A 19,706-nucleotide genomic window follows, 5' to 3' on the forward strand; every position below is an offset into this window, starting at 1 on the left:
TCCCCCATGTGCACTCGGCAACTACCACCGACCGTACGCCGGGGGTGGTCGGCGCCGGGGGTGTCCACCCGCAGGACGGGCGCTCACGGGCTCGCGGGCTCGGGACCGCGGCGGACCCCGGCCTGCTCCTCGACCGACGAGGCGCCGCGCCGGGCGCCGTCGCCGTCCTACCGGCTCCGCACCCGGTGGATGGACTTGAAGGTGAGGTACTGGTGCAGTCCCTCGACGCCGTACTCGACGCCGAGGCCGGAGTCCCGCCGGCCGCCGAAGGGGGCGGCGTGGTTCGAGGCGAAGAAGTTGACCCCGACCGAGCCGGTGTCGAGACGCTCGGCCACGGCCTGCGCCCGGTCGGCGTCCGACGAGAACACGATGCCGCCCAGACCGTAGGCGGTGTCGTTGGCGAGGGCCACGGCGTCGTCGACGTCGGAGTAGGGCTGGATGGTGACGACCGGTCCGAACACCTCCTCGCGCGCGACGGTGGACCCGCGGGCGACGTCGACCAGGACGGTGGGCTCGATCCAGTAGCCCGGGCGGTCGAGGACACCGCCCCCGAGCACGGCTCGCGCGCCCTCCCCGCTCGCCGTGGCCAGCATCCGCCGCACGGACTCGTACTGGCTGCGGTTGGCCACCGGACCGAACACGGTGGCCGGGTCGGACGGGTCACCCTGCGGCGCTGACCGGACCGTCCTGACCACCATGTCCACGACCTCGTCGTGGCGCGACGCCGGGGCCAGGATGCGGGTGGCGACGTAGCACGTCTGGCCCGTGTTGCGCAGGCAGGACCGGAGCAGGACGTGAGCGACCGCGTCGAGGTCGGCGTCGGGGAGGATGACGGCGCTGGACTTGCCGCCGAGCTCGAGGGTCACGGGTCGCAGCCGCTCGCCGCACGCGGCGGCGATGCGCCGGCCGACGCCGGTCGAGCCGGTGAAGGCGATCTTGTCGACCGCGGGGTGGGTCACGAGCGCGTGGCCCACCCGGCCGTCGCCCGTCACGAGGTTGACGACCCCGTCGGGGACGCCGGCGGCCGCGCAGGCCTCGACCACGTGCCGGATGGAGAGGGGGGTCGTCTCCGCCGGCTTGATCACCACCGTGCACCCCGCCAGGAGGGCGGGTGCGAGCTTGGTCACGACGAGGTTGATCGGGAAGTTCCAGGGCGCGACCAGGGCGCACACCCCGACCGGGTCGCGACGGACCACGCTCTCCCGCGTCGCGTCGGGGAACGGCCGCACGTCGTCGGCCTCGAGGTGGGGCGCCAGCGACGCCACGTGCCGCAGGATCCCCGCCGCGTTGGCCGCCGCCCCGGCGGTCTCGGCGACCGGTGAGCCGTTCTCGCGGGTGGTCGTCGTCGCGATCTGCTCGGCGAGGCCCTCCACCTCGGAGGCGACACGTTCCAGGACACGCGCGCGCTCGGCGGGGGCGAGACGGGGCCAGGGCCCGTCGTCGAAGGCGACCCGGGCCGCCCTCGCGGCGGCGTCGACGTCGGTCGGGGACGCCTGCGGCGCGCTCCCCCACGCCTCGCCGGTCGCCGGGTCCACGACCTCGAGCCGCTGGGCCGACGACGACGTGACCCACCGGCCCCCGACGTACAGGTCGTCGACGTGGGTCGGCAGCCGCGGCGCGCCGCCCCCGCCGCTCACCGCGCACCACCGGCGGCGCGCTCGGCCGTCGCCCGACGGAGGCCGACGAAGGCGTCGAGGGAGTCCGCGACCGCGAGGGTGTCCCGACTCGCGACGACGTCGGGATCGCCGCCCAGGAGCACGCGCTTGACCGGCACCTCCAGCTTCTTGCCCGTCAGGTTCCGCGGCACGTGGGGGACCACGACGAGCCGGTCGGGCACGTGGCGGGGCGACAGCTCCCGGCGGAGGGTCGAGGCCACGGTGCGGGCCAGTCCGGGGTCGGCGGGGTGCGGCTCGGCCGTCGGCTCGTCCAGCTCGACGAACAGCCACAGCTCGCCGTTGCCGCCCTCGGGGTCGTCGAGGTGGACGACCAGGGAGTCGGCGATGCCGTCGAGCTGCTCGACGACGCCGTAGAACTCGGACGTGCCGAGCCGGACCCCTCCCCGGTTCAGGGTGGCGTCGGAACGGCCGGTGACCTGGCAGCCCTGGTCGGCGCCCATGACGATCCAGTCGCCGTGCCGCCACACCCCCGGCCACGTGTCGAAGTACGACGCGCGCAGCCGCGAGCCGTCCTCGTCGCCCCACAGCCCGACGGGCATCGAGGGCATGGGGGTGGTCACCACGAGCTCGCCCGGGCTGCCGACGACGTCGTGGCCCTGCTCGTCCCAGGCGTGGACGTCGACGCCGAGGCACGGGCCCGCGATGACGCCGGCGCGCGTGGGCGTGAGCGGGTTGTCCTGGACCAGGCCCGAGCAGACGTCGGTGCCGCCGCTGCCGATGCAGGGCTGCACGCCCGGCCCGAGCTGCTCACGGAGCCACGCGAACCCCGGCAGGGGCATGGGCGCGCCCGCCGACCCGAGGACGCGCAGGCGGGAGAGGTCGACGTCCTCCAGGGTCAGGCCGGCCTTGAGGCACGCCCCCACGAAGCCCGGGCTCGCCCCCATGGTCGTCGCGCCCACCTCGGCGGCCAGCCGCCACTGCCACCCGAGGTCGGGAGACACGGGGTTCCCGTCGATCATCACGATCGCCGCGCCGACGTGCAGGCCCGAGACGAGCGAGCTCCACATCATCCAGGAGGTCGTGGTGAACCACAGGAGGCAGTCCCCGGGGCCGAGGTCCCAGGACAGCGCGTGGTTCTTGAGGTGCTCGAGGAGGATGCCGCCGTGCCCGTGGACGATCGGCTTCGGCTTCGAGGTGGTCCCGCTCGAGAACAGGACGGTGAGCGGGTGGTCGAACCCGACCGGCTCGTACGTCGGCTCGGCGTCCGTGTGCCCCGCCAGGAGCGTCGACCACGCCAGGGCGTCGTCGACCCGCCAGTCGCCGTACTCGACGTCGACCACGTGCCGCAACGACGGGATGCGCCGGCGGACCTCCGCGACCTCGGAGGACCGGTCGACGGGCTTGGGCCCGTAGTCGTAGCCCCCGGCCGTCAGGAGCACGGTCGGCTCGACCTGTCCCAGCCGGTCGGCGGCGCCCGAGGGACCGAGCTCGAGGGCGCACCCCGCCCAGACCGCGCCCAGGGCGGCGGTGGCGAGGAAGCCGACCAGGGCCTCGGGGACGTTCGGCAGGTAGGCGGCCACGCGGTCGCCACGACCGACCCCGAGCGCGGCCAGCGCGGCACGGCAGGCGGCGACCTGCTGCTCGAGCTCGCCGAACGTCAGGGTCGAGGCGGGCCGGGTCTGCGAGCGGGCGTGCACCGCGACGGCGTCGGCGGGGGCGACGCCGAAGGCGTGCTCGGCGTAGTTCAGCGCGGCCCCGGGGAACCACCGGGTCCCCGGCATGGTGCGGTCGGGCAGGACCTCGGTCGGGGCGTGCCGGGCGCGGACGCCGAAGTGGTCCCAGATGCTCTGCCAGAAGGCCTCGGGATGCCCGACCGACCACCGGTGGAGGTCGCCGACGTCGTCGAGGACCACGTCCCGCTCGGCCAGCCAGGTCAGGAACCGGCCGAGCCTCGTCGTCGCGCGGGCGTCCTCGGACGGCGTCCAGACCACGTCGCCGAGGGCCGGCACGCGGAGCCCCGTGGTCACCGTGCCGTGACCCCCGTGCGGGCGGCACGGACCAGCGCGGTGGCCTCGGCGAGGCTGTCGACCACCAGGTCCGGGCGCCGGTCCTCGGTCGCGGCGTCCGCGTCGTCACGGCTGTGCGTACCGGTCGTCACCAGCACGCCGACCCCGCCCGCCGTACGGGCCATCGCGACCTCGAGGCTCAGGTCGTCCCCGGCCACCAGCAGCTCGCTCGAGGCGACGCCGAGCCGACGGGTGGCGATGTCGATGGCGGCCGGCGACGGCTTCCCGAGGACCTCGTAGGAGCGGCCCGTGACGTAGGAGAGGCCGTTCGCGATGAACCCGCCCAGGCCGGCGGTGCGGCCGCCGGCGGTGGCGAACGCGGGCGCGTCGCTCGTGACCAGCAGCGGCGCGCCGTTCCAGACGGCCTCGGCCGCCACCTGCAGGCGCTTCTGGTCGAACCCCACGTCCCAGCCGACCAGCACCACCTCGGCGCGACGAGCGGCGTCACGCTCCTCGGGATCGATGACGGTGACCCCGGCGTCACGCAGCACCTGGACGACACCGGACCCGCCGAAGGCGAGGGCCGGCCGGTCCCCGAACCGGTGCAGGATGGTCTCCGCGCCCACGACCGACGGGGTGAGCACGTCGTCGGGCCCGACGGGGAACCCGAGGGAGGCGAGGGACACGGCGATGTCCGCGGGTGGCCGGCTCGAGGCGTTGGTGAAGACCACGACCGGCAGGCCCAGGTCCCGCAGCTCCCGCACCGCGCCGACGGCGCCGGGCAGGGTCGCGCCGTCGTCACCCGCCGGCTGGCTCGACAGGATCAGGCAGCCGTCCACGTCGAGGACCACGCCCCGCACGTCGGCGAGCCGGGTCCGGAGGTCGCTGGACCCGGTGGGCCCGGTGGGCCCGGTCGGTTCGGTCGGCTCGGTGACGGTCATGACGCCCCCTCCCGTCGCAGGTGGACTCTCTCGTCGCCGAGCCGCACGTCGATCTCCCGCCAGTTCGGCAGGGCGCCGGCGGCGCGGACGAACTCCGCTGCCGAGGTCACGTCGTTCCCGGCGGCCTCCGCCGACCACGCCGGTGCCGGGGTGACGATCGCGTCGACCTGCTCGGCGGGCAGGACCGTGCGGAGCAGCACCTCGCCGTCCCCGACGTCGGCGCGGCCCGTCTGCTCGACGACGCTCGCGCGGAGGTCGGCGAGCTCGGGCTCGGCCTGCGGCCGGTCGAGCTCGCGCGTCCGCGGGTTGTCGGCGGCGCGGGAGGCGACCTCGGGGTCGACCGGGCCGGGCGGCTCGCCGAAGTGACCCAGCAGGTAGCGCAGCACCTCGTCCGGCATGCGTGACCAGGGCTCCTGCCCGGCCTGCCGGGCGAGGACGTTCATGACCGCCTGGCTGCCGACGAACTGGCTGTAGGGCGTCACCATGATCGGGTAGCCCAGCGCGGCCCGCACCGACCCCACCTCGTCGAGGACGGCCGGCAGCAGGTCGAGCTGACCGATCTCCGAGAGCTGGCGGCGCAGCGTGCCCATCATCCCCCCGGGCACCTGGTGGCGCTGGTAGGCGAGGTCGAGCTCGGTGGGGCGGCCGGGCTCCAGGCCCTGGCTCGACGCGATGACCCCGATGATCCGCTCCGCCTCGTGCAGCGGCCCGAGCTCGATGTCGGTGCCGATCCCCACCGCGGCCAGGTTCTCCACGAGGCGGACGGCGGACGGCTGGCTGGTCCCGTTGCTGAGCGCGCCCAGGGCGGTGTGCAGCACGTCGATGCCGAGCTGGGCCGCCACCACGTAGACCTCCGGGGCGAGACCCGTGGTGCAGTGGCTGTGGAGCTCCAGGGACCGGTCGCCGGAGGCCGCCCTGAGCTGGGGCACGAGCGTGCGGGTCCGCTCCGGGGTCAGCAGCCCGCCGGGGTCCTTGAGGTAGATCGCGTCGACGTTCTCGTCGGCGGCGAGCGTCTTGGCGGCCGCGGCGTACAGCGCGTCGTCGTGGACCGGGGACTCGGTGAAGGTCACCGCCGCCACGACCTGCTCGATGCCCTCCTCCTTGGCCAGCCGCGCGATGGCGGACGCCTGGGCGGTGTCGTTCATCGGCTCGGCGATCTGCAGCCGCCGCAGGCCCGACTCGGCGAGCATGCGCATCGACAGACGCATCACCGACTGCGGCGAGCGGTCCCAGGACATGAAGCGCATGCCGGTGGTGATGAGGGCGAGCGGCGTCCCGGGGGTGAGCGCGCGCATGCGGCGGATGCGCTCCCAGGGGTCCTCGTGGTGCCAGCGCACGCCGACCGAGAGGTGGGTGGACGAGGTGAAGTCGAGGGCCAGGAAGCCGGCCGCCTCGAGGTGCGGGGCCAGTGCCTCGACCATGCCGGTGGTCAGGCCCGCCGCCCCCCACAGGCTCTGGTTGCCGTCGCGGGTGCTGGTGTCGACCAGCCGGACGGACGTCGCGGGCGCGGTCATCGCGGTGCCTCCTCGAGCGGGGGTGGCCAGGCGGCGGGCAGCCACTGCGTGGTGACGCCGCCGGCACGGAAGTCGGGGTGGGACAGGACGGCCTCGTGCACGGGCGTCACCGTGCTGACGCCCTCGACGCGCGTGGCCCGGAGGGCGGCGAGCATGCCGTCGACCGCCGCCTCCCGGTCGTGGGCCCGCACGATCACCTTCGCCAGGAGGCTGTCGTAGTACGGCGGGAACAGGTAGCCCTCGTGCACGTGGGTGTCGATCCGCACCCCCGGCCCCCGGGGCCACTCGACCGCGGTGATCCGCCCGGGCGTCGGGCGGAAGTCGGCCGCCGGGTCCTCCGAGGTGATCCGGCACTCGATGACGTGCGCCGGAGGGACCGCCGGGAGGTCGGGCAGGCCGTGGTGCAGGCCGGCGGCGAGGCGGAGCTGGGCGGCCACCAGGTCGATCCCGAAGGCCTCCTCGGTGACGGGGTGCTCGACCTGGATGCGGGCGTTGACCTCGAGGAAGACGACGGTGGCGGGCTCGGTGGCCGACGCAGGGTCCGACGTGGTGTCCACGAGGAACTCGACCGTCCCGGCGCCCCGGTACCTCAGGTGGGACACGAGGCGGCGGGCGCTGTCGTGCAGCAGCGCACGGGTGGCCGGACCGATCCCGGGTGCCGGGCACTCCTCGACCAGCTTCTGGTGCCGACGCTGCACCGAGCAGTCCCGGTCGCCGGCCACGACGCAGCCGCCCTCGCCGTCGCCGAAGACCTGCACCTCGACGTGGCGGGCGGCGGCGAAGAACTTCTCGAGGTACAGGGCGCCGTCGCCGAAGCCCGCGCGCGCCTCGGCGGCCGCCTGGTCGACGAGCGTCGGCAGCTGGTCCTCGTGCTCGACGAGGTGGATGCCGCGGCCGCCACCGCCGTGGACGGCCTTCAGCAGCACGGGGTAGCCGATCTCACGCGCCGCGTGGACCGCCCCGTCCAGGTCCTTGACCTCGGCGCCCGCCGCGACGGGGACGCCCGCGGCGACGGCCACCGCACGGGCGGTGTTCTTGTCGCCCACCGAGCGGAGGGTGTCGGGCCGTGGCCCGGCGAGGGCGATGCCGGCCTCGTCGAGCATCTCGCCGAGCTCGACCTTCTCGCTGCAGAACCCGTAGCCGGGGTGGAGCACGTCGGCCCCCGCCATCACGGCCGCCTGGACCAGCAGCTCGGGTCGCAGGTAGGACAGCGACGGCTGCGGCGGGCCGATCACCAGGACGCGGTCGGCGAGCCGGGCGGCCAGGGAGTCCGCGTCGGCCGAGCTCGCGGCCAGCACCGCCTCGAAGCCGAGCCGCCGGCAGGCCGCGACGATCCGGACCGCGATCTCACCCCGGTTCGCGACGAGGACGCGGGTCATGCCGGCTCGACCCGCAGCAGGACGTCGCCGTGCTCGACCATGACGCCGTCCTCGACGAGGATCTCGGCCACGCGGCCGGCGACTCCTGCCGTGACCTGGTTCATCATCTTCATGACCTCCAGGATCGCCACGGTGGTGTCCGGCTCGACGAGGTCGCCGACCCGGACGAACTCGGCCCTGTCGGGCGCCGGACGGCGGTAGAGGACGCCCAGGATCGGCGCCGTCACGTCGACGAGGTCACCGGCTGCGGACGACGGCGCGGACGACGGCACGGACGACAGCACGGGGGCCGCCGACGCCGGCGGGGCCGACGGCGTCGGGGCGGACGCCGCGGGGGCGGGCGTCGCCGGGACAGGGGTGGCGGCGGCAGCGGCGGGGGCGGCGTCACGTGAGGCGGACAACCCACCGGCGGCGCGGGACACCCGGACCGAGACGCCGTCGGCGACGACCTCGGCCTCCACCACGCCCGACTCGTCCAGCTGGGTGAGCAGCGCGAGGACGTCGGACCACGTCGTGCTCACGAGCCGCCCCCCGCCCGGCTGCTGAGGGACTGCACCATCGAGAGGTAGGACGTCACCGGCGAGGGGGCCGGCGTCGTCGCCCTCCTCGCGGTCACGACGGTCTCGGGCCGGCTCTGGAGGAGCAGGAACCGGTGCGACCCGTCGGCGTCGCGGGCCATGGCCCACTCGATGTCCTGCGGGGCGCCGTAGTGCCTCTCGACGCTCACCATGATGTCGGCGAGCTCGCGGAGCTGCTGGTCGTCGAGCGACGGCTCGTCGGCCCGCTCGGCGGGCACGGGCACCGTCGCGGTGCCGGTGCCGCCCGGCGCCGGCACGCACTGCTGCTCCTTGTGCGTGATGGTGCGGCTGCGGACGGAGCGCTGGACCTTGTCGATCCAGAACTCGTCGGGCGTCACCTCCCCGGACACCACCGTCTCGCCGAGCCCCCAGCTGGCGTTGACCGCCATGACGGAGGGGTCGCCGGTCCGCGGGCTCACGGTGAACCCGACGCCGGCCACCTCCGCGTCGACCATCTCCTGCACCGCCACGCTCATGAGGACGGCCTCGTAGCGGGCCTGGTCGTCGAGCTTGCTGCGGTAGGCGATGGCCTGCGGGGTGAACAGGCTGGCCCAGCAGTCGCGGATGCGGGCGACGACCTCGTCGATCCCCACCACCCACAGGTAGGTCTCCTGCTGGCCGGCGAAGCTGGTCGCCTCGCCGTCCTCGGCCACGGCCGACGACCGGACCGCCACCGGGACCTCCGCGACGCCGGCACGGGCGCACAGCTCGGCGTAGCCCGCGCGGATGGCGCTCTCGACGTGCTCCGGGATCGGCGCGGCGCCGATGATCTCCACCGCGTGGCGCTGCACCTCGCGCAGGGCGGCGTTGTCGCCGGGGTCGACGCCGGCCGTCCAGGAGCTGATCTGCTCGCGCAGCCCGCCGTGCTCGATGACCTGCTCCCAGGCGTCGACGGTGATCGCGAAGCCGCGCGGCACCGGGATGCCGGCGCTCGTCAGCTCGCCGAGGCTGGCGCACTTGCCGCCGACCTGGGGTCGGTCGTCCTTGCGCAGCTCGTCGAACCAGCGGATCGCCGGGGTGTCGGTCACGGACACGGAGGGTCCCTCCTCGTGGCGGGTGATCAGGTCAGGCATCGAGGATCGTCACCGTCCCGGTGTCGCCGTCGACGCGGATCAGGTCCCCCGTCCTGATGGCGGAGGTCGCGTTGCCGGTGCCGACGACCGCCGGGAGCCCGTACTCGCGGGACACGATCGCGGCGTGGCACATGATCCCGCCGATGTCGCTCACGGCGCCCTTGATGCGGGCGAAGACGGGCGTCCAGCTGGGCGAGGTGATGGGGGCGACGAGGATCTCGTCCTGGAGCAGGTCGTCGAGCCCCTGGGGGCTCATCACGACGCGCGCGCGGCCCTCCACGACCCCGGGGGAGCCGGCGAAGCCCTCGAGCACCTTGGCGTCGTCCTCGGCCGCGAGCCACTTCTGCACCTGCTCGTCGGTGATGCCCCAGAGCATGATGGTCATCGGCTCGACGATGGCGCCCGGAGCGGGGCCGAGGGCCGGCGGCGGCAGCTCGGCGCGGAGCACGTCGAGCATGCGACGGCGCTCGGCCACGATCTTCGGCCAGTACGACGGGCCGATGGGCTCACCGCCGGAGCACCAGGAGATCTGGACGTCCGCGACGGCGTCGGCCAGCTCGGCGCGCCGCAGGAAGAACATGTCGTCGACCTGGTCGAAGAACCCGAACCGCACGAAGACCTCGCCGAGCTCGCGCATCTTGTTCCAGAACACCGTCATGTACCAGTGCTCGATGTAGAAGTTGTGGTTCTCGACGTACGGGAAGACCGTCTTCGACAGCCCGAGTGCGTCGTCGAAGGCCTGGCGGGCCTCGCCCTCGGGGATCAGCTCGCGGTAGCGCGCCGTGACGGCGTCCCGCTCGGCCTCGACCTCGGCGACGGGCCGCGACAGGTCCTCGCCGTTGCGCAGGCGGCCGACGTACTCGCCCACCATGCCCAGGGGGAAGGTCGGGTCGTCGTTCCAGCTGCGGTGGTGGTGGTAGAAGCCGTTGCCGTAGGAGAAGTTGAACCACGGGTCGGCCGAGACCTCCCACTCCGCGAGCCACTGGCGGCCGGCCTCGTCCGAGGACAGGTCCTGGGTCAGCGCACCGAGGTCGGTGACCCCCACGACGCGGTCGGCGACACCGAGCTCGATCGCCTTCGCGGCGAGACGCTTCAGCTCGTCGTCCGGCCGGAACAGCAGGACGTCGACGCCGCTGACCATCTGGGCGACCTGCTGGTCCTTGATCTCGGGGAAGTGCGACTTCACCGTCATGAGGAAGTTCAGGTAGGCGGCGTAGCCCATGTTGAGCATCTCGCTGTGCAGGTTCCACGTCGCGTCGAGCGAGGCGAGGATCGCCTGGAAGGCGACGAGGAGGTCGTTGGCCTCGGTGACGCCCCGCCCGGCGAGGACGCTCTCCTGGGGCTCGAAGTCCCCCAGCGCCGGGAGCTCCAGCTGCTGCAGCGCGGCGATCTGGGCTCGGACCTTGTCCTCCCACCGCGCGTAGAGGTCGGGCCAGTTGGCGTAGTAGTGGCCGACACGGGGGCCGAACTCGGCGGCGCGCCGCTCGAGCTCGGCCGGGTCGTCCACCCCGAGCGCCGACATGTACATGTGCCCGTTGACCACACGGATGTCCATGCCGAGGGCGGGCGGCAGCGCGAACACGCGGGTGTTCATCACCCCGACGCTCATGTACGCGCTGTCGGCGGTCGCGATGTCGAACGGCGGCATCGGCTCGGGGAACTGCATGCCGTTGCGGAACCAGGTGCGCTTGTCGTCCTTCTCCCGCCGCTCCTCGAGGAAGAGGTTGAAGTAGGAGTACATGTCGCGCCAGTTCTCGGCACCGGCCGGGGCCGCGACCTCGTACGGGTCGGGGAAGCGGCGTCCGCCGGTGGGGGCCGCCGTGCCCGACTCCGTGGTCGTCGGCTCGTTCTCGATGGTGGTCATGCGGGCTCCTCGCTGGTGCTGGTCCTGCTGGCGGGTGTGGTGACGGTGGCGTCGGGGTCGAGGCCGAGGTCGCCCGCGATGGTCCGCCAGCAGTTGAGGCTGTTGCCCCGACCGATGCCGGATCCCGAGTGCATCGAGGACGAGCAGTTGTAGAGGTTGGGCAGGACGGTGCGGTAGCCGGACAGCTCGGGGACCGGCCGGAACCGGCCCTGCTGGCTCGCCATCGTGGTGCCCTGGCTGTAGCCGCCCTCGAGCATGTCGGGGTGCGTCGCCAGGACGTCGCGCGGCATGGTGAGCCGGACGGACTCGATGTTGTCGGCGGTCATGTTGGGGGCGTACCGCGGCCACTCGGCGCGCAGCAGCGCCTCGACCGAGGCCTCGACGTGCTTCCACCCGTCGCGGTCGAAGAAGCGCAGCGGTGCGCAGAACTCCTCGACCCCCACCAGGTGGCGGCCCTCGGGCGCGCGGCTGGGGTCCCACAGCGTGTCGGTGCTGCTCAGCGCGAAGAACCGGCTCGAGTGGCCCTTGGTCATGATCTCCGCCTGGTAGCGCGTGGCCAGCCAGTCGGGGTCCTTCGGTCCCCAGTAGAGACGGGGCTGCGGTCCGACCGCCGGGTCGCCGGTGAAGGAGGCGTAGTCCGGCGGCTCGTGGACCGCGACGTTGATCCAGACCAGCTGGCCGCGGTCGTAGTGCACGTTCGACAGCCGGTTGCGGGTGCGGCGCTCGAGCGGGACGTCCGGGCTGAGGTCGAGCAGCGTCTGCGGCAGGCCCAGCCCGCTCACGACCACGTCCGCCGCCACCGTGTCGCCGGACTCGAGCCGGATGCCGGTCGCGCGGCCGCCCTCGACCAGGACCTGCGCCACCCCCGCGTGGGTGTGGTACTCGACCCCGAGCCTGCGGCCCGCGCCGACGAGTGCGTCCGTGATGGCCTGCGTCCCACCGATCGCGATGGCAGCGGGCTCCAGGGAGAGCGTCAGCGCGAGCACGTGGACCAGGCCCTGCAGCCCCGGCACGTCGTCGCCGTAGCACCCGGTCGACGTCGTGGCCGCCCGCATGAACAGCGTCCGCAGCTCGTCGGACTCGAAGAAGTCGTAGGCGAGCTGACGGACCGTCATGAACTGGTGGACCGGCTCGAGGAGGCCACCCTCCTCGAGGAGTCGCTCCAGCGGGTCGGGGGTGCCCCACGCCGGCGGCGTCGTGTAGCGGTGCTCGCCGAACGCGCGCTTCCAGCTCGACGAGTACGCCTCGTGGATGCGCAGGTAGGTCTCGGCGTCCGCGTCGCTGAACCGGCGGATGGCCTCCTCGGTGCGCTTCACGCCCTCGGGCCACGGCTCCTGGGTGCCGTGGGCGTCGACGACCCGCCAGGCCGACCAGCCGACGAACGAGGACCCGTCGTCGAAGACCATGGCCTCGTTGCCCTCGGGGAACTCGTAGCGCAGTCCCTCGGCGTAGAGGTCGAAGTCCTTGTACGCCGGGTGCGAGTAGAAGCGGGTCCAGTGCGAGTAGTTGTTCATGCGGAACCCGGTGAGCGGGCCCTTGCTGCTGATCGCCGACCCGCCGAGGCGCCCACCCCGCTCGAAGACCCCCACGGACAGACCGGCCCGGGCCAGGTAGGGGGCGATGATCGTCGCGTGGTGCCCGCCTCCGAGCACCACTGCGTCGTACCGCGCTGAGACCGTCACCTGCGTCCTCCTCCTCGTGAGCCCACGTCTGCTGTGGCGGGGACCACACTGCTCAGCGGCGATCCGAGGCCCGCTGTACCTTTCCATTCGTTGGAAAACTTGACCGGCGCGGCCGGTCGTCGGGAGGGCAGGGGCAGACCGCATGGCCGTACGACGCACCGCCCCCGGGGACTCCGTGACGTTCCGCGCGCTCGGGCTCCTCAACGCCTTCGACGAGACGCACCGCGTGCTGAGCCTCAGCCAGGTCGCGCGCCGCACCGGGACACCGCTCGCCACCACGCACCGCCGGCTCCGCGACCTGGTCGACGGCCGGCTGCTGCAGCAACGCACGGACGGGTTGTACGAGATCGGGGCCCGCACCTGGCACCTGGGGCAGCTCGCCCGCCCGACGTCCATGCGCGAGGCCGCGCTGCCCCACCTCCAGGACCTGGTGCTGCGCACCGGGCAGACCGTGCACGTGGGCGTCCGCGACGGCCTGACCGCCCTCGTGATCGACCGGCTGGCGGGCTCGCGGACCTTCACGACGCGGCACCTGCCCGGCTCCCGCCTGCCTCTCCACTCGACCGGCATCGGGAAGGTGCTGCTCGCCTTCGCCCCGGACGACGTCCAGCGCCAGGCACTGGCTCGCCTGACCTCCGTCACCGAGTTCACCGTGACCGACCCTGCCCGGCTCCGGCGCGACCTCGACCAGGTCCGTCGCCGGCGCCTGGCCGAGAGCCTCCAGCAGAACCGCCTCGGCGTCGGGTCGCTGGCGGTCCCGGTCTTCGGCCAGGGCGAGACCGTCATGGCCGCGATCGGCCTGCTCGCCTCCGGTGACGTGAGGCTCGCCTCGCTCGAGGACCCGCTGCGGGCCTGCTCGCACGCCGTGTCCCGGGCGGTGGAGGCTCTGGAGCAGCGCTGGTACGAGCAGTGAGCGGGCGGGAGCGGACGGGAGCGGACGGGGGCGCTCCGTGGCAGGCTTCCGTCATGCGGAAGGACGGTGGGTCGCTCGTGACACCGGTGGTGTCGGCTGGGCCGGTGCGCCAGGAGCTCCCCCGTCCCGCAGCCACCCGCAACGACCTCGGTCGTCCGCTCGACCCCGCGGTCGTCCCCGCGGTGGGGCCCGAGGTCGGCCTCCCGGGCATGCGCCCGGAGGACCGGGCGGTGTGGGACCTGGCGCTCCCCCACCTGCGGCACCGGGACAACGACGTCCACACCCTCTACTCCTACGCGATCGCGCGGGAGCTCTGCGCGCTGCACCCGGAGGCCGACGCCGACGTCGTCCTGCCGGGGATCATCCTCCACGACTCCGGGTGGTCGGAGGTGCCGATCGACCGCGTCATGGCGGCGCTCGAGCCGGGCGTGTGGTCGGCCAGCCAGGAGTCGTTCGAGACGGTGCGGCTGCACGAGATCGCCGGGGAGCGCATCGCCCGCGAGGTCCTGACCGGGCTCCACGTCCCCGAGGACCGCGTGGAGACGATCTGCACGATCATCGAGGGCCACGACACCCGCCGGGAGGCCCTCAGCCTCGAGGACGCCCTGCTGAAGGACGCGGACCGGCTCTGGCGGGTCACCCCGCGTGCCACCGACGTGGTCATGGACTGGTTCGGGCTGACCCGGGAGCAGTCGGTGGCGCTCAACGCCGGTCGCGTGCACGGGCACCTGTTCACCGACGCCGCGAAGGTCATGGCCCGTACCCTGACCGCGGTCGGCTGGGTCGACGTCAGCGAGCAGCGGCTGGCCCTGGACCGCGAGCGTGACGGCGACTGAGGGTCGCCGCACGGCGGTGACGAAGGCCCTCGACGTGCTCGCCGCGTTCGAGGGCAGTCGTCCCTCGCTGACGCTCACCGAGCTGTCGAGGCACGCCGACCTCCCGCTGTCGACGACGCACCGGCTCGTGGGAGACCTCGTGCGGACCGAGTTCCTGCGCCGGGAGCCGGACGGTCGGTTCCGGCCCGGGCGGCGGGCCTGGAAGATCGGGCAGAACGCCGGGCGGGCCCTGCAGGAGGCCGTCCGTCCCCGCCTGGTCGAGCTGCACCGCCGCACCGGCCACGCGGCGCAGCTGGCCATCCGGGACGGCGGCCACGCCCTCGTCATCGACGGGGTCCACGGCTCGGCCGCGCGGCCCGGCACCTCGAGCCGCCCGGGGGCACGGCTCCCGCTGCACACCTGCGCGACGGGCAAGGCCCTGCTCGCCCACGAGGAGTCGTGGATCCGCGAGGGCTACCTCTCCGGGAGCCTGGAGAGGTCGACCCCGTCGACCCAGGCGGACGCGACGGCCCTCGCCGCCCAGCTCGAGCAGGTCCGGCGCCGCGGGTGGGCGACGACGGTCGAGGAGGCGCGCCTGGGGACCGCCGCCCTGGCGGTGCCGGTCGTGGTCGGGTCGGGCGTCGCGGTGGCGGCGGTGGGCCTCGTGGCCGGCGCGACCGAGGCGCGACGGCTCGTCGACCACGTCCCCACCCTGCGCGAGGTCGCCGCATCCATCGCGCTCGAGGCGCCACGCTGGCCGAACGTCCGGGCCGTCATCGACACCTTCGCCGCCGACTCCGCCTGAGCCTGGCTTCCACCATGTGGAAGGACGTCGCGGTCCCACCGTCGCCACGTCGGAGACTCGCCGCATGACGACCACCGGATGCCCCGTGGCGCACGGGGACCACCAGGGCTACGAGCCGTTCGCCCAGCACGACCCCTTCCCGGCCTACGCGCGACTGCGCGAGAACGAGCCCGTCTTCCACGACGAGCGCACCGGCTACTGGGTCGTCAGCCGCTACGACGACGTCCGGGCCGTGTTCGGCGACTGGGAGACCTTCAGCAGCGAGAACGCCCAGCGCCCCGTCACCCCGCGCACCGCCGCGGCCCAGCAGGTCCTCGACGACGGCGGCTTCACCGCGTACTCCGGGATGTCCGCCCGACAGCCCCCGGTCCACACCCGCATCCGGCGGTCGGCGAGCGCCGCCTTTACTCCGCGGCGGTTCAAGGCCCTGGAGCCACAGGTCGAGGCGCACGTCCGCGACCTGCTCGAGCAGGTCCACCGCGCCGGCGGGCCGGTGGACCTCGTCCCGACCTTCACCAACCAGCTGCCCGTCATGACGATCCTGAGCCTGCTCGGCGTGGACGTCGACCACAGCGTCGAGTCGTTCAAGCGATGGTCCGACTCCCGGTCCGCGATGACCTGGGGCCATCTCAGCGACGAGGAGCAGCTGCCGCACGCGGAGGCGCTCGTCCAGTACTGGCAGGCGTGCCTGGACCTGGTCGCGGCCGCGCACCGCGACCGGCCCGACAGCCTCGTCGGCGACCTCGTGCGGGCGCAGACCGAGAACCCCGAGGGTGCGCTCGACGACCACGAGATCGCGTCCGTCTGCTACTCCCTGCTGTTCGCCGGGCACGAGACCACCACGACCCTCCTCGGCAACGCCGTCCGGCTGCTGCTCACCCACCGTGACCAGTGGGAGCGACTCGTCGCGGACCCGTCGCTCGCCCCGGGCGCCATCGAGGAGGCGCTGCGCTTCAGCCCCTCCATCGTGGCGTGGCGCCGCCTGGCCCGGAAGGACGGCGAGGTGGCGGGCGTCAGGATCCCCGAGGGGTCCGAGGTGCTCCTCCTGATGGGCGCGGCCAACCGCGACCCGTCGCGGTTCGAGGACCCCGAGGTCTTCGACATCGGGCGCGCCAACGCGCGGGAGCACCTCGCGTTCGGGTACGGCATCCACTTCTGCCTCGGCAACAAGCTGGCGAAGATGCAGTCGGCCATCGCCCTGCGCGAGCTGGCCGCGTCGACGCCGGACCTGCGGCTCGCCGTCGATCCCGACACCATCGAGTTCCCCGACAGCCTGTCGATGCGGGCCCCCGTCGCCGTCCCGGTGACCTGGTGAGCGCCCCCACCGTCCTGGTCACCGGCGCCGCCGGCGGCCTCGGCCGGGCCTTCGCCCTCGGCTTCGCCGGTCTCGGCCACCGGGTCGCCGTCGCCGACCTCGACGCGGAGGGGGCGGCCGAGACCGCACGCCTGAGCGAGGAGGCCGGCGCACCGGCGACGTGGTCGGGCCGTGTGGACGTCACGTCGGCCACGGACACCGCCCGTGCGGCCGAGGCCGCCGCCGACCTGGGCGAGGGCCGCATCGACGTGGTCGTCAACAACGCGGCGGTCTACGCCACCTTGAACCGGAGCCCGCTCGAGGACATCGACCCCGACGAGTTCGACCTGGTGATGCGGGTCAACGTGAAGGGCCCGTGGCTCGTGGTGCGGGCGGCCAGCCCCTACCTCGGCGCCGGCTCGAGCGTCGTCAACGTCGCCTCGGCGACGGTCCTCAGCGGCTCCGAGCAGTGGCTGCACTACGTGGCCTCGAAGGGCGCCGTGGTCGCGATGACGCGCACCATGGCCAAGGAGCTGGGGCGCCGGGAGATCCGGGTGAACACGCTCGCGCCGGGCTTCGTGCTCACGGAGGCGAGCTACGGCCAGATGGGCGAGGACGCCGCCACGTACGGCGTCGACCGCGGCGCCCTGCGCCGCTCCTGCGACCCCGCCGACGTCGTCGGCGCCTGCCTCTTCCTGGCCGGCGAGGGCGCCGGCTTCGTCACCGGTCAGACCCTCGTGGTCGACGGCGGCCGCCAGTTCCTCTGACTCCTGCACCCACACCACCGGAAGGGGACCCTGTGCCCATCGTGACCTTCACCGCCGACGACGGCACCGACCGGGAGGTCGACGTCCCCGACGGGGACTCCCTCATGGAGACCGCGGTCCGTCAGGGCGTCCCCGGCATCGTCGGCGAGTGCGGCGGTGCGCTGGCGTGCGCGACCTGCCACGTCTTCGTGGTCGACGCCGACCCCGCGGACCTCCCCGCCATGGACGAGATGGAGGACGAGATGCTCTGGGGGACGGCGGTCGACCGTCGCGACGAGTCGCGCCTGAGCTGTCAGCTGCGGCCCCGCCGCCCGATGCACGTCCGGACGCCGGAGACGCAGCAGTGAACCCTGAGGCCGCGCACGTGCTGGTCGTCGGCGCCTCGCACGCCGGAGTCCAGCTCGCGGTGGCGCTCAGGGAGCAGGGCCACCACGGGCCCGTCACGCTCGTCGGCGCCGAGGACCATCGTCCCTACCAGCGGCCGCCGCTGTCGAAGGACTGGCTCCTGGGCAAGGCCGAGAAGGACTCGGTGCTCCTGCGCAGCGACGCGTTCTGGGCCGAGCGGGACATCCGCGTGCTCCCGGGTGAGCGCGTCGTCGAGGTGGACCGGTCGACGGAGCCCGCCGTCGCCCGCACGGACCGGGGCACCGAGATCGCCCACGACCGGCTGGTGCTCGCCACCGGCGCGCGGGCGCGCGCGCTGCCGGTGCCCGGTGGCGACCTCGAGGGGGTGCTGCTGCTGCGGGACGCCGACGACGCGCTGGAGCTCCGGGAGCGTCTCCCCGACCTGCGGAGGGCGGTCGTCGTCGGGGGCGGCTTCATCGGGCTGGAGGTGGCCGCGGCCCTCCGCGCGGTGGGGGCGGAGGTCGTGGTCCTCGAGTCCGCGGACCGCCTCCTCGCGCGGGCCTGTGGCCCGGAGACCGCCCAGGAGCTGCTCGACCGCCACCGAGCGGACGGCATCGACGTCAGGCTCGGGGCGCGGGTCACCGCCCTGACGGGTGAGCGGCGGGTCACCGGCGTCCGCCTCGGGGACGACCACCTCGAGGCCGACCTGGTCGTCGTCGGCGTGGGCGTCGTCCCCGCGACCGAGCTCGCGGAGTCGCTGGGGCTCGTGTGCGACGACGGGGTGAGGGTCGACGAGCGCGCCCTCGCCTCGGACGGGCTCACGCTGGCGGTCGGGGACGTGGCCAACCAGCCCCATCCCGCCCCCGGAGCGGCCGCGGGCAGCCGCGTGCGACTCGAGAGCGTCTCGAACACCCTGGACCAGGCCGCGGTCGCCGCGGCCACCCTCCTCGGACGCGAGCTCGCCTACCCGGGCGTGCCGTGGTTCTGGTCGACCCAGGGGGCGCACCGCCTGCAGATCGCGGGGGTGTCCCACGCCGACGACGAGCGCGTCGTCCGGCGCGACCCGGCGAGGGGCGGCCTGACGACGCTCTACTACCGCGACGGTCGGCTCGTCGCCGCCGACACCGTCGACGCGCCGGCCGAGTTCGTCACCGTGAAGAAGGCGCTCGCCCAGGGCGCCACGATCCCGCGGGAGCGGGCCGCCGACGTCACCGCGCCCCTGCGGACCCTGGTCGAGCAGCCGGTGGGCGCGTGAACCGCTCCACGCCGGTCGACGGCTTCGCGCTGGCCTATGACCTGCACGGCGACGGCCCGCCCGTCGTCCTGCTCCACGGCTGGCCGGGCGAGCGCGGCGACTACCGGCGCGTCGTCCCCCTGCTCGAGGGACGGGCCCGTCTCGTCGTCCCCGACCTCCGGGGCTTCGGGGACTCCGACCGGCACGACGTGCCCGCCGTCGAGGGCTACTCCGCCGACGCCCAGCTGCGCAGCGTCCTCGCCCTGCTGGACGACCTGGACGTCGACCGGGCCGTGTTCGTGGGCTACGACATCGGCAGCCGCCTCGTCCAGCGCCTGCTCGAGGTCGGCTCGGAGCGTGTCGCCGCGGCCGTCATGACCCCTCCGCTGCCCGGCGCCGCCGAGCGGATGCTGGCGCCGGCGGTGCAGCGGGAGTTCTGGTACCAGGTGCTGCACCGCCTGCCGCTCGCCGACGCCCTCGTGGACTCCTCGCCGACGGCGGTCCGGTCGTACCTCGGGCACTTCTGGGACCACTGGTCCGGCGACGGGTTCTCGCTGCCCGAGGAGGAGCTGACCCGGCTCGTCGACCTCTACGCGCGGCCGGGGGCGTTCACCGCCTCGATCGGCTGGTACCGCTCCCGGACGGGCAGTGCGGCCGGGGCCGGCGCGGAGACCGGCCCCGAGACACGGATCGCGACCCCCGTCGAGGTCGTCTGGCCGGGGCAGGACCCGCTGTTCCCCGCCGCGTGGAGCGACCGGCTCGACGAGTGGTACGCCGACCTCACGCTGGTCCACGCCCCGGCGTCCGGCCACTTCGTGCCGCTGGAGGCGCCGGGGCTCGTGGCCGACGCCGTGCTGCGCCTGCTGGACCGGGCCTGACC

Annotated in this window: 17 protein-coding genes; 8 read left to right on the top strand and 9 right to left on the bottom strand. The window is 74.0% G+C overall.

Translation table 11 applies throughout. The features are described 5' to 3' along the window. Window positions 1–167: 167 nt before the first annotated feature. Genes MJ876_RS03065 through MJ876_RS03105 form a run of 9 tightly spaced genes read right to left on the bottom strand, consistent with a single transcriptional unit; the run spans window position 168 to window position 12,653 of the window. A complete protein-coding gene (locus tag MJ876_RS03065; protein ID WP_240234601.1) occupies window positions 168–1,637 on the bottom strand; it encodes an aldehyde dehydrogenase family protein in 1,470 nt (489 codons plus the stop codon). Next, window positions 1,634–3,643 (bottom strand): acetoacetate--CoA ligase, encoded by a 2,010-nt coding sequence (locus MJ876_RS03070; protein WP_240234602.1) that lies wholly within the window; start codon window positions 3,641–3,643, stop codon window positions 1,634–1,636. Before MJ876_RS03070 ends, MJ876_RS03065 begins: the two co-directional genes overlap by 4 nt. Further along, window positions 3,640–4,563, bottom strand: a complete 924-nt coding sequence (locus MJ876_RS03075; RefSeq protein ID WP_240234603.1) for an HAD-IIA family hydrolase — start codon at window positions 4,561–4,563, stop codon at window positions 3,640–3,642. The genes MJ876_RS03070 and MJ876_RS03075 overlap by 4 nt, the downstream gene beginning before the upstream one ends. Then, window positions 4,560–6,077, bottom strand: coding sequence for a hypothetical protein (locus MJ876_RS03080; protein WP_240234604.1), 1,518 nt, complete (start codon window positions 6,075–6,077; stop codon window positions 4,560–4,562). The genes MJ876_RS03075 and MJ876_RS03080 overlap by 4 nt, the downstream gene beginning before the upstream one ends. Continuing rightward, window positions 6,074–7,456 (bottom strand): acetyl/propionyl/methylcrotonyl-CoA carboxylase subunit alpha, encoded by a 1,383-nt coding sequence (locus tag MJ876_RS03085; RefSeq protein ID WP_240234605.1) that lies wholly within the window; start codon window positions 7,454–7,456, stop codon window positions 6,074–6,076. Before MJ876_RS03085 ends, MJ876_RS03080 begins: the two co-directional genes overlap by 4 nt. Further along, entirely contained in the window at window positions 7,453–7,977 is a 525-nt protein-coding gene (locus tag MJ876_RS03090) for a biotin/lipoyl-containing protein (RefSeq protein WP_240234606.1), read from the bottom strand. The genes MJ876_RS03085 and MJ876_RS03090 overlap by 4 nt, the downstream gene beginning before the upstream one ends. Further along, the gene (locus tag MJ876_RS03095) at window positions 7,974–9,107 is read right to left on the bottom strand and encodes a PEP/pyruvate-binding domain-containing protein (RefSeq protein WP_240234607.1); all 1,134 of its coding nucleotides are present in this window, start codon (window positions 9,105–9,107) and stop codon (window positions 7,974–7,976) included. The genes MJ876_RS03090 and MJ876_RS03095 overlap by 4 nt, the downstream gene beginning before the upstream one ends. Beyond that, on the bottom strand, window positions 9,100–10,971 hold the full coding sequence (locus tag MJ876_RS03100) for a PEP-utilizing enzyme (RefSeq protein WP_240234608.1): 1,872 nt from the start codon (window positions 10,969–10,971) through the stop codon (window positions 9,100–9,102). Before MJ876_RS03100 ends, MJ876_RS03095 begins: the two co-directional genes overlap by 8 nt. Continuing rightward, a complete protein-coding gene (locus MJ876_RS03105; protein WP_240234609.1) occupies window positions 10,968–12,653 on the bottom strand; it encodes an NAD(P)/FAD-dependent oxidoreductase in 1,686 nt (561 codons plus the stop codon). Before MJ876_RS03105 ends, MJ876_RS03100 begins: the two co-directional genes overlap by 4 nt. Window positions 12,654–12,795: 142 nt before the next feature. Here MJ876_RS03105 and MJ876_RS03110 point away from each other — a divergent pair, with 142 nt between their 5' ends. From MJ876_RS03110 to MJ876_RS03145, 8 genes are all read left to right on the top strand, one after another. Next, a complete protein-coding gene (locus MJ876_RS03110; protein WP_240234610.1) occupies window positions 12,796–13,566 on the top strand; it encodes an IclR family transcriptional regulator in 771 nt (256 codons plus the stop codon). A 104-nt stretch (window positions 13,567–13,670) separates the two neighbouring features. Then, window positions 13,671–14,402 carry an HD domain-containing protein gene (locus MJ876_RS03115; RefSeq protein ID WP_240234611.1) on the top strand — a complete coding sequence of 244 codons (732 nt, stop codon included), beginning with the start codon at window positions 13,671–13,673 and terminating at the stop codon, window positions 14,400–14,402. Between the two features lie 16 nt (window positions 14,403–14,418). Further along, window positions 14,419–15,186 carry an IclR family transcriptional regulator gene (locus tag MJ876_RS22090; protein ID WP_240234612.1) on the top strand — a complete coding sequence of 256 codons (768 nt, stop codon included), beginning with the start codon at window positions 14,419–14,421 and terminating at the stop codon, window positions 15,184–15,186. Window positions 15,187–15,250: 64 nt separating this feature from the next. Next, on the top strand, window positions 15,251–16,501 hold the full coding sequence (locus MJ876_RS03125) for a cytochrome P450 (protein WP_240234613.1): 1,251 nt from the start codon (window positions 15,251–15,253) through the stop codon (window positions 16,499–16,501). After that, on the top strand, window positions 16,498–17,247 hold the full coding sequence (locus tag MJ876_RS03130) for an SDR family NAD(P)-dependent oxidoreductase (protein ID WP_240234614.1): 750 nt from the start codon (window positions 16,498–16,500) through the stop codon (window positions 17,245–17,247). The genes MJ876_RS03125 and MJ876_RS03130 overlap by 4 nt, the downstream gene beginning before the upstream one ends. 32 nt (window positions 17,248–17,279) lie before the next feature. Next, the gene (locus MJ876_RS03135) at window positions 17,280–17,594 is read left to right on the top strand and encodes a 2Fe-2S iron-sulfur cluster-binding protein (protein ID WP_240234615.1); all 315 of its coding nucleotides are present in this window, start codon (window positions 17,280–17,282) and stop codon (window positions 17,592–17,594) included. Next, the gene (locus MJ876_RS03140) at window positions 17,591–18,847 is read left to right on the top strand and encodes an FAD-dependent oxidoreductase (protein ID WP_240234616.1); all 1,257 of its coding nucleotides are present in this window, start codon (window positions 17,591–17,593) and stop codon (window positions 18,845–18,847) included. The genes MJ876_RS03135 and MJ876_RS03140 overlap by 4 nt, the downstream gene beginning before the upstream one ends. Further along, on the top strand, window positions 18,844–19,704 hold the full coding sequence (locus tag MJ876_RS03145) for an alpha/beta fold hydrolase (RefSeq protein WP_240234617.1): 861 nt from the start codon (window positions 18,844–18,846) through the stop codon (window positions 19,702–19,704). The genes MJ876_RS03140 and MJ876_RS03145 overlap by 4 nt, the downstream gene beginning before the upstream one ends. Window positions 19,705–19,706 lie beyond the last annotated feature (2 nt).

Origin of the sequence: Nocardioides sp. CFH 31398 (assembly GCF_022436705.1) — a bacterium.
Classification (GTDB): Bacteria; Actinomycetota; Actinomycetes; order Propionibacteriales; family Nocardioidaceae; genus Nocardioides.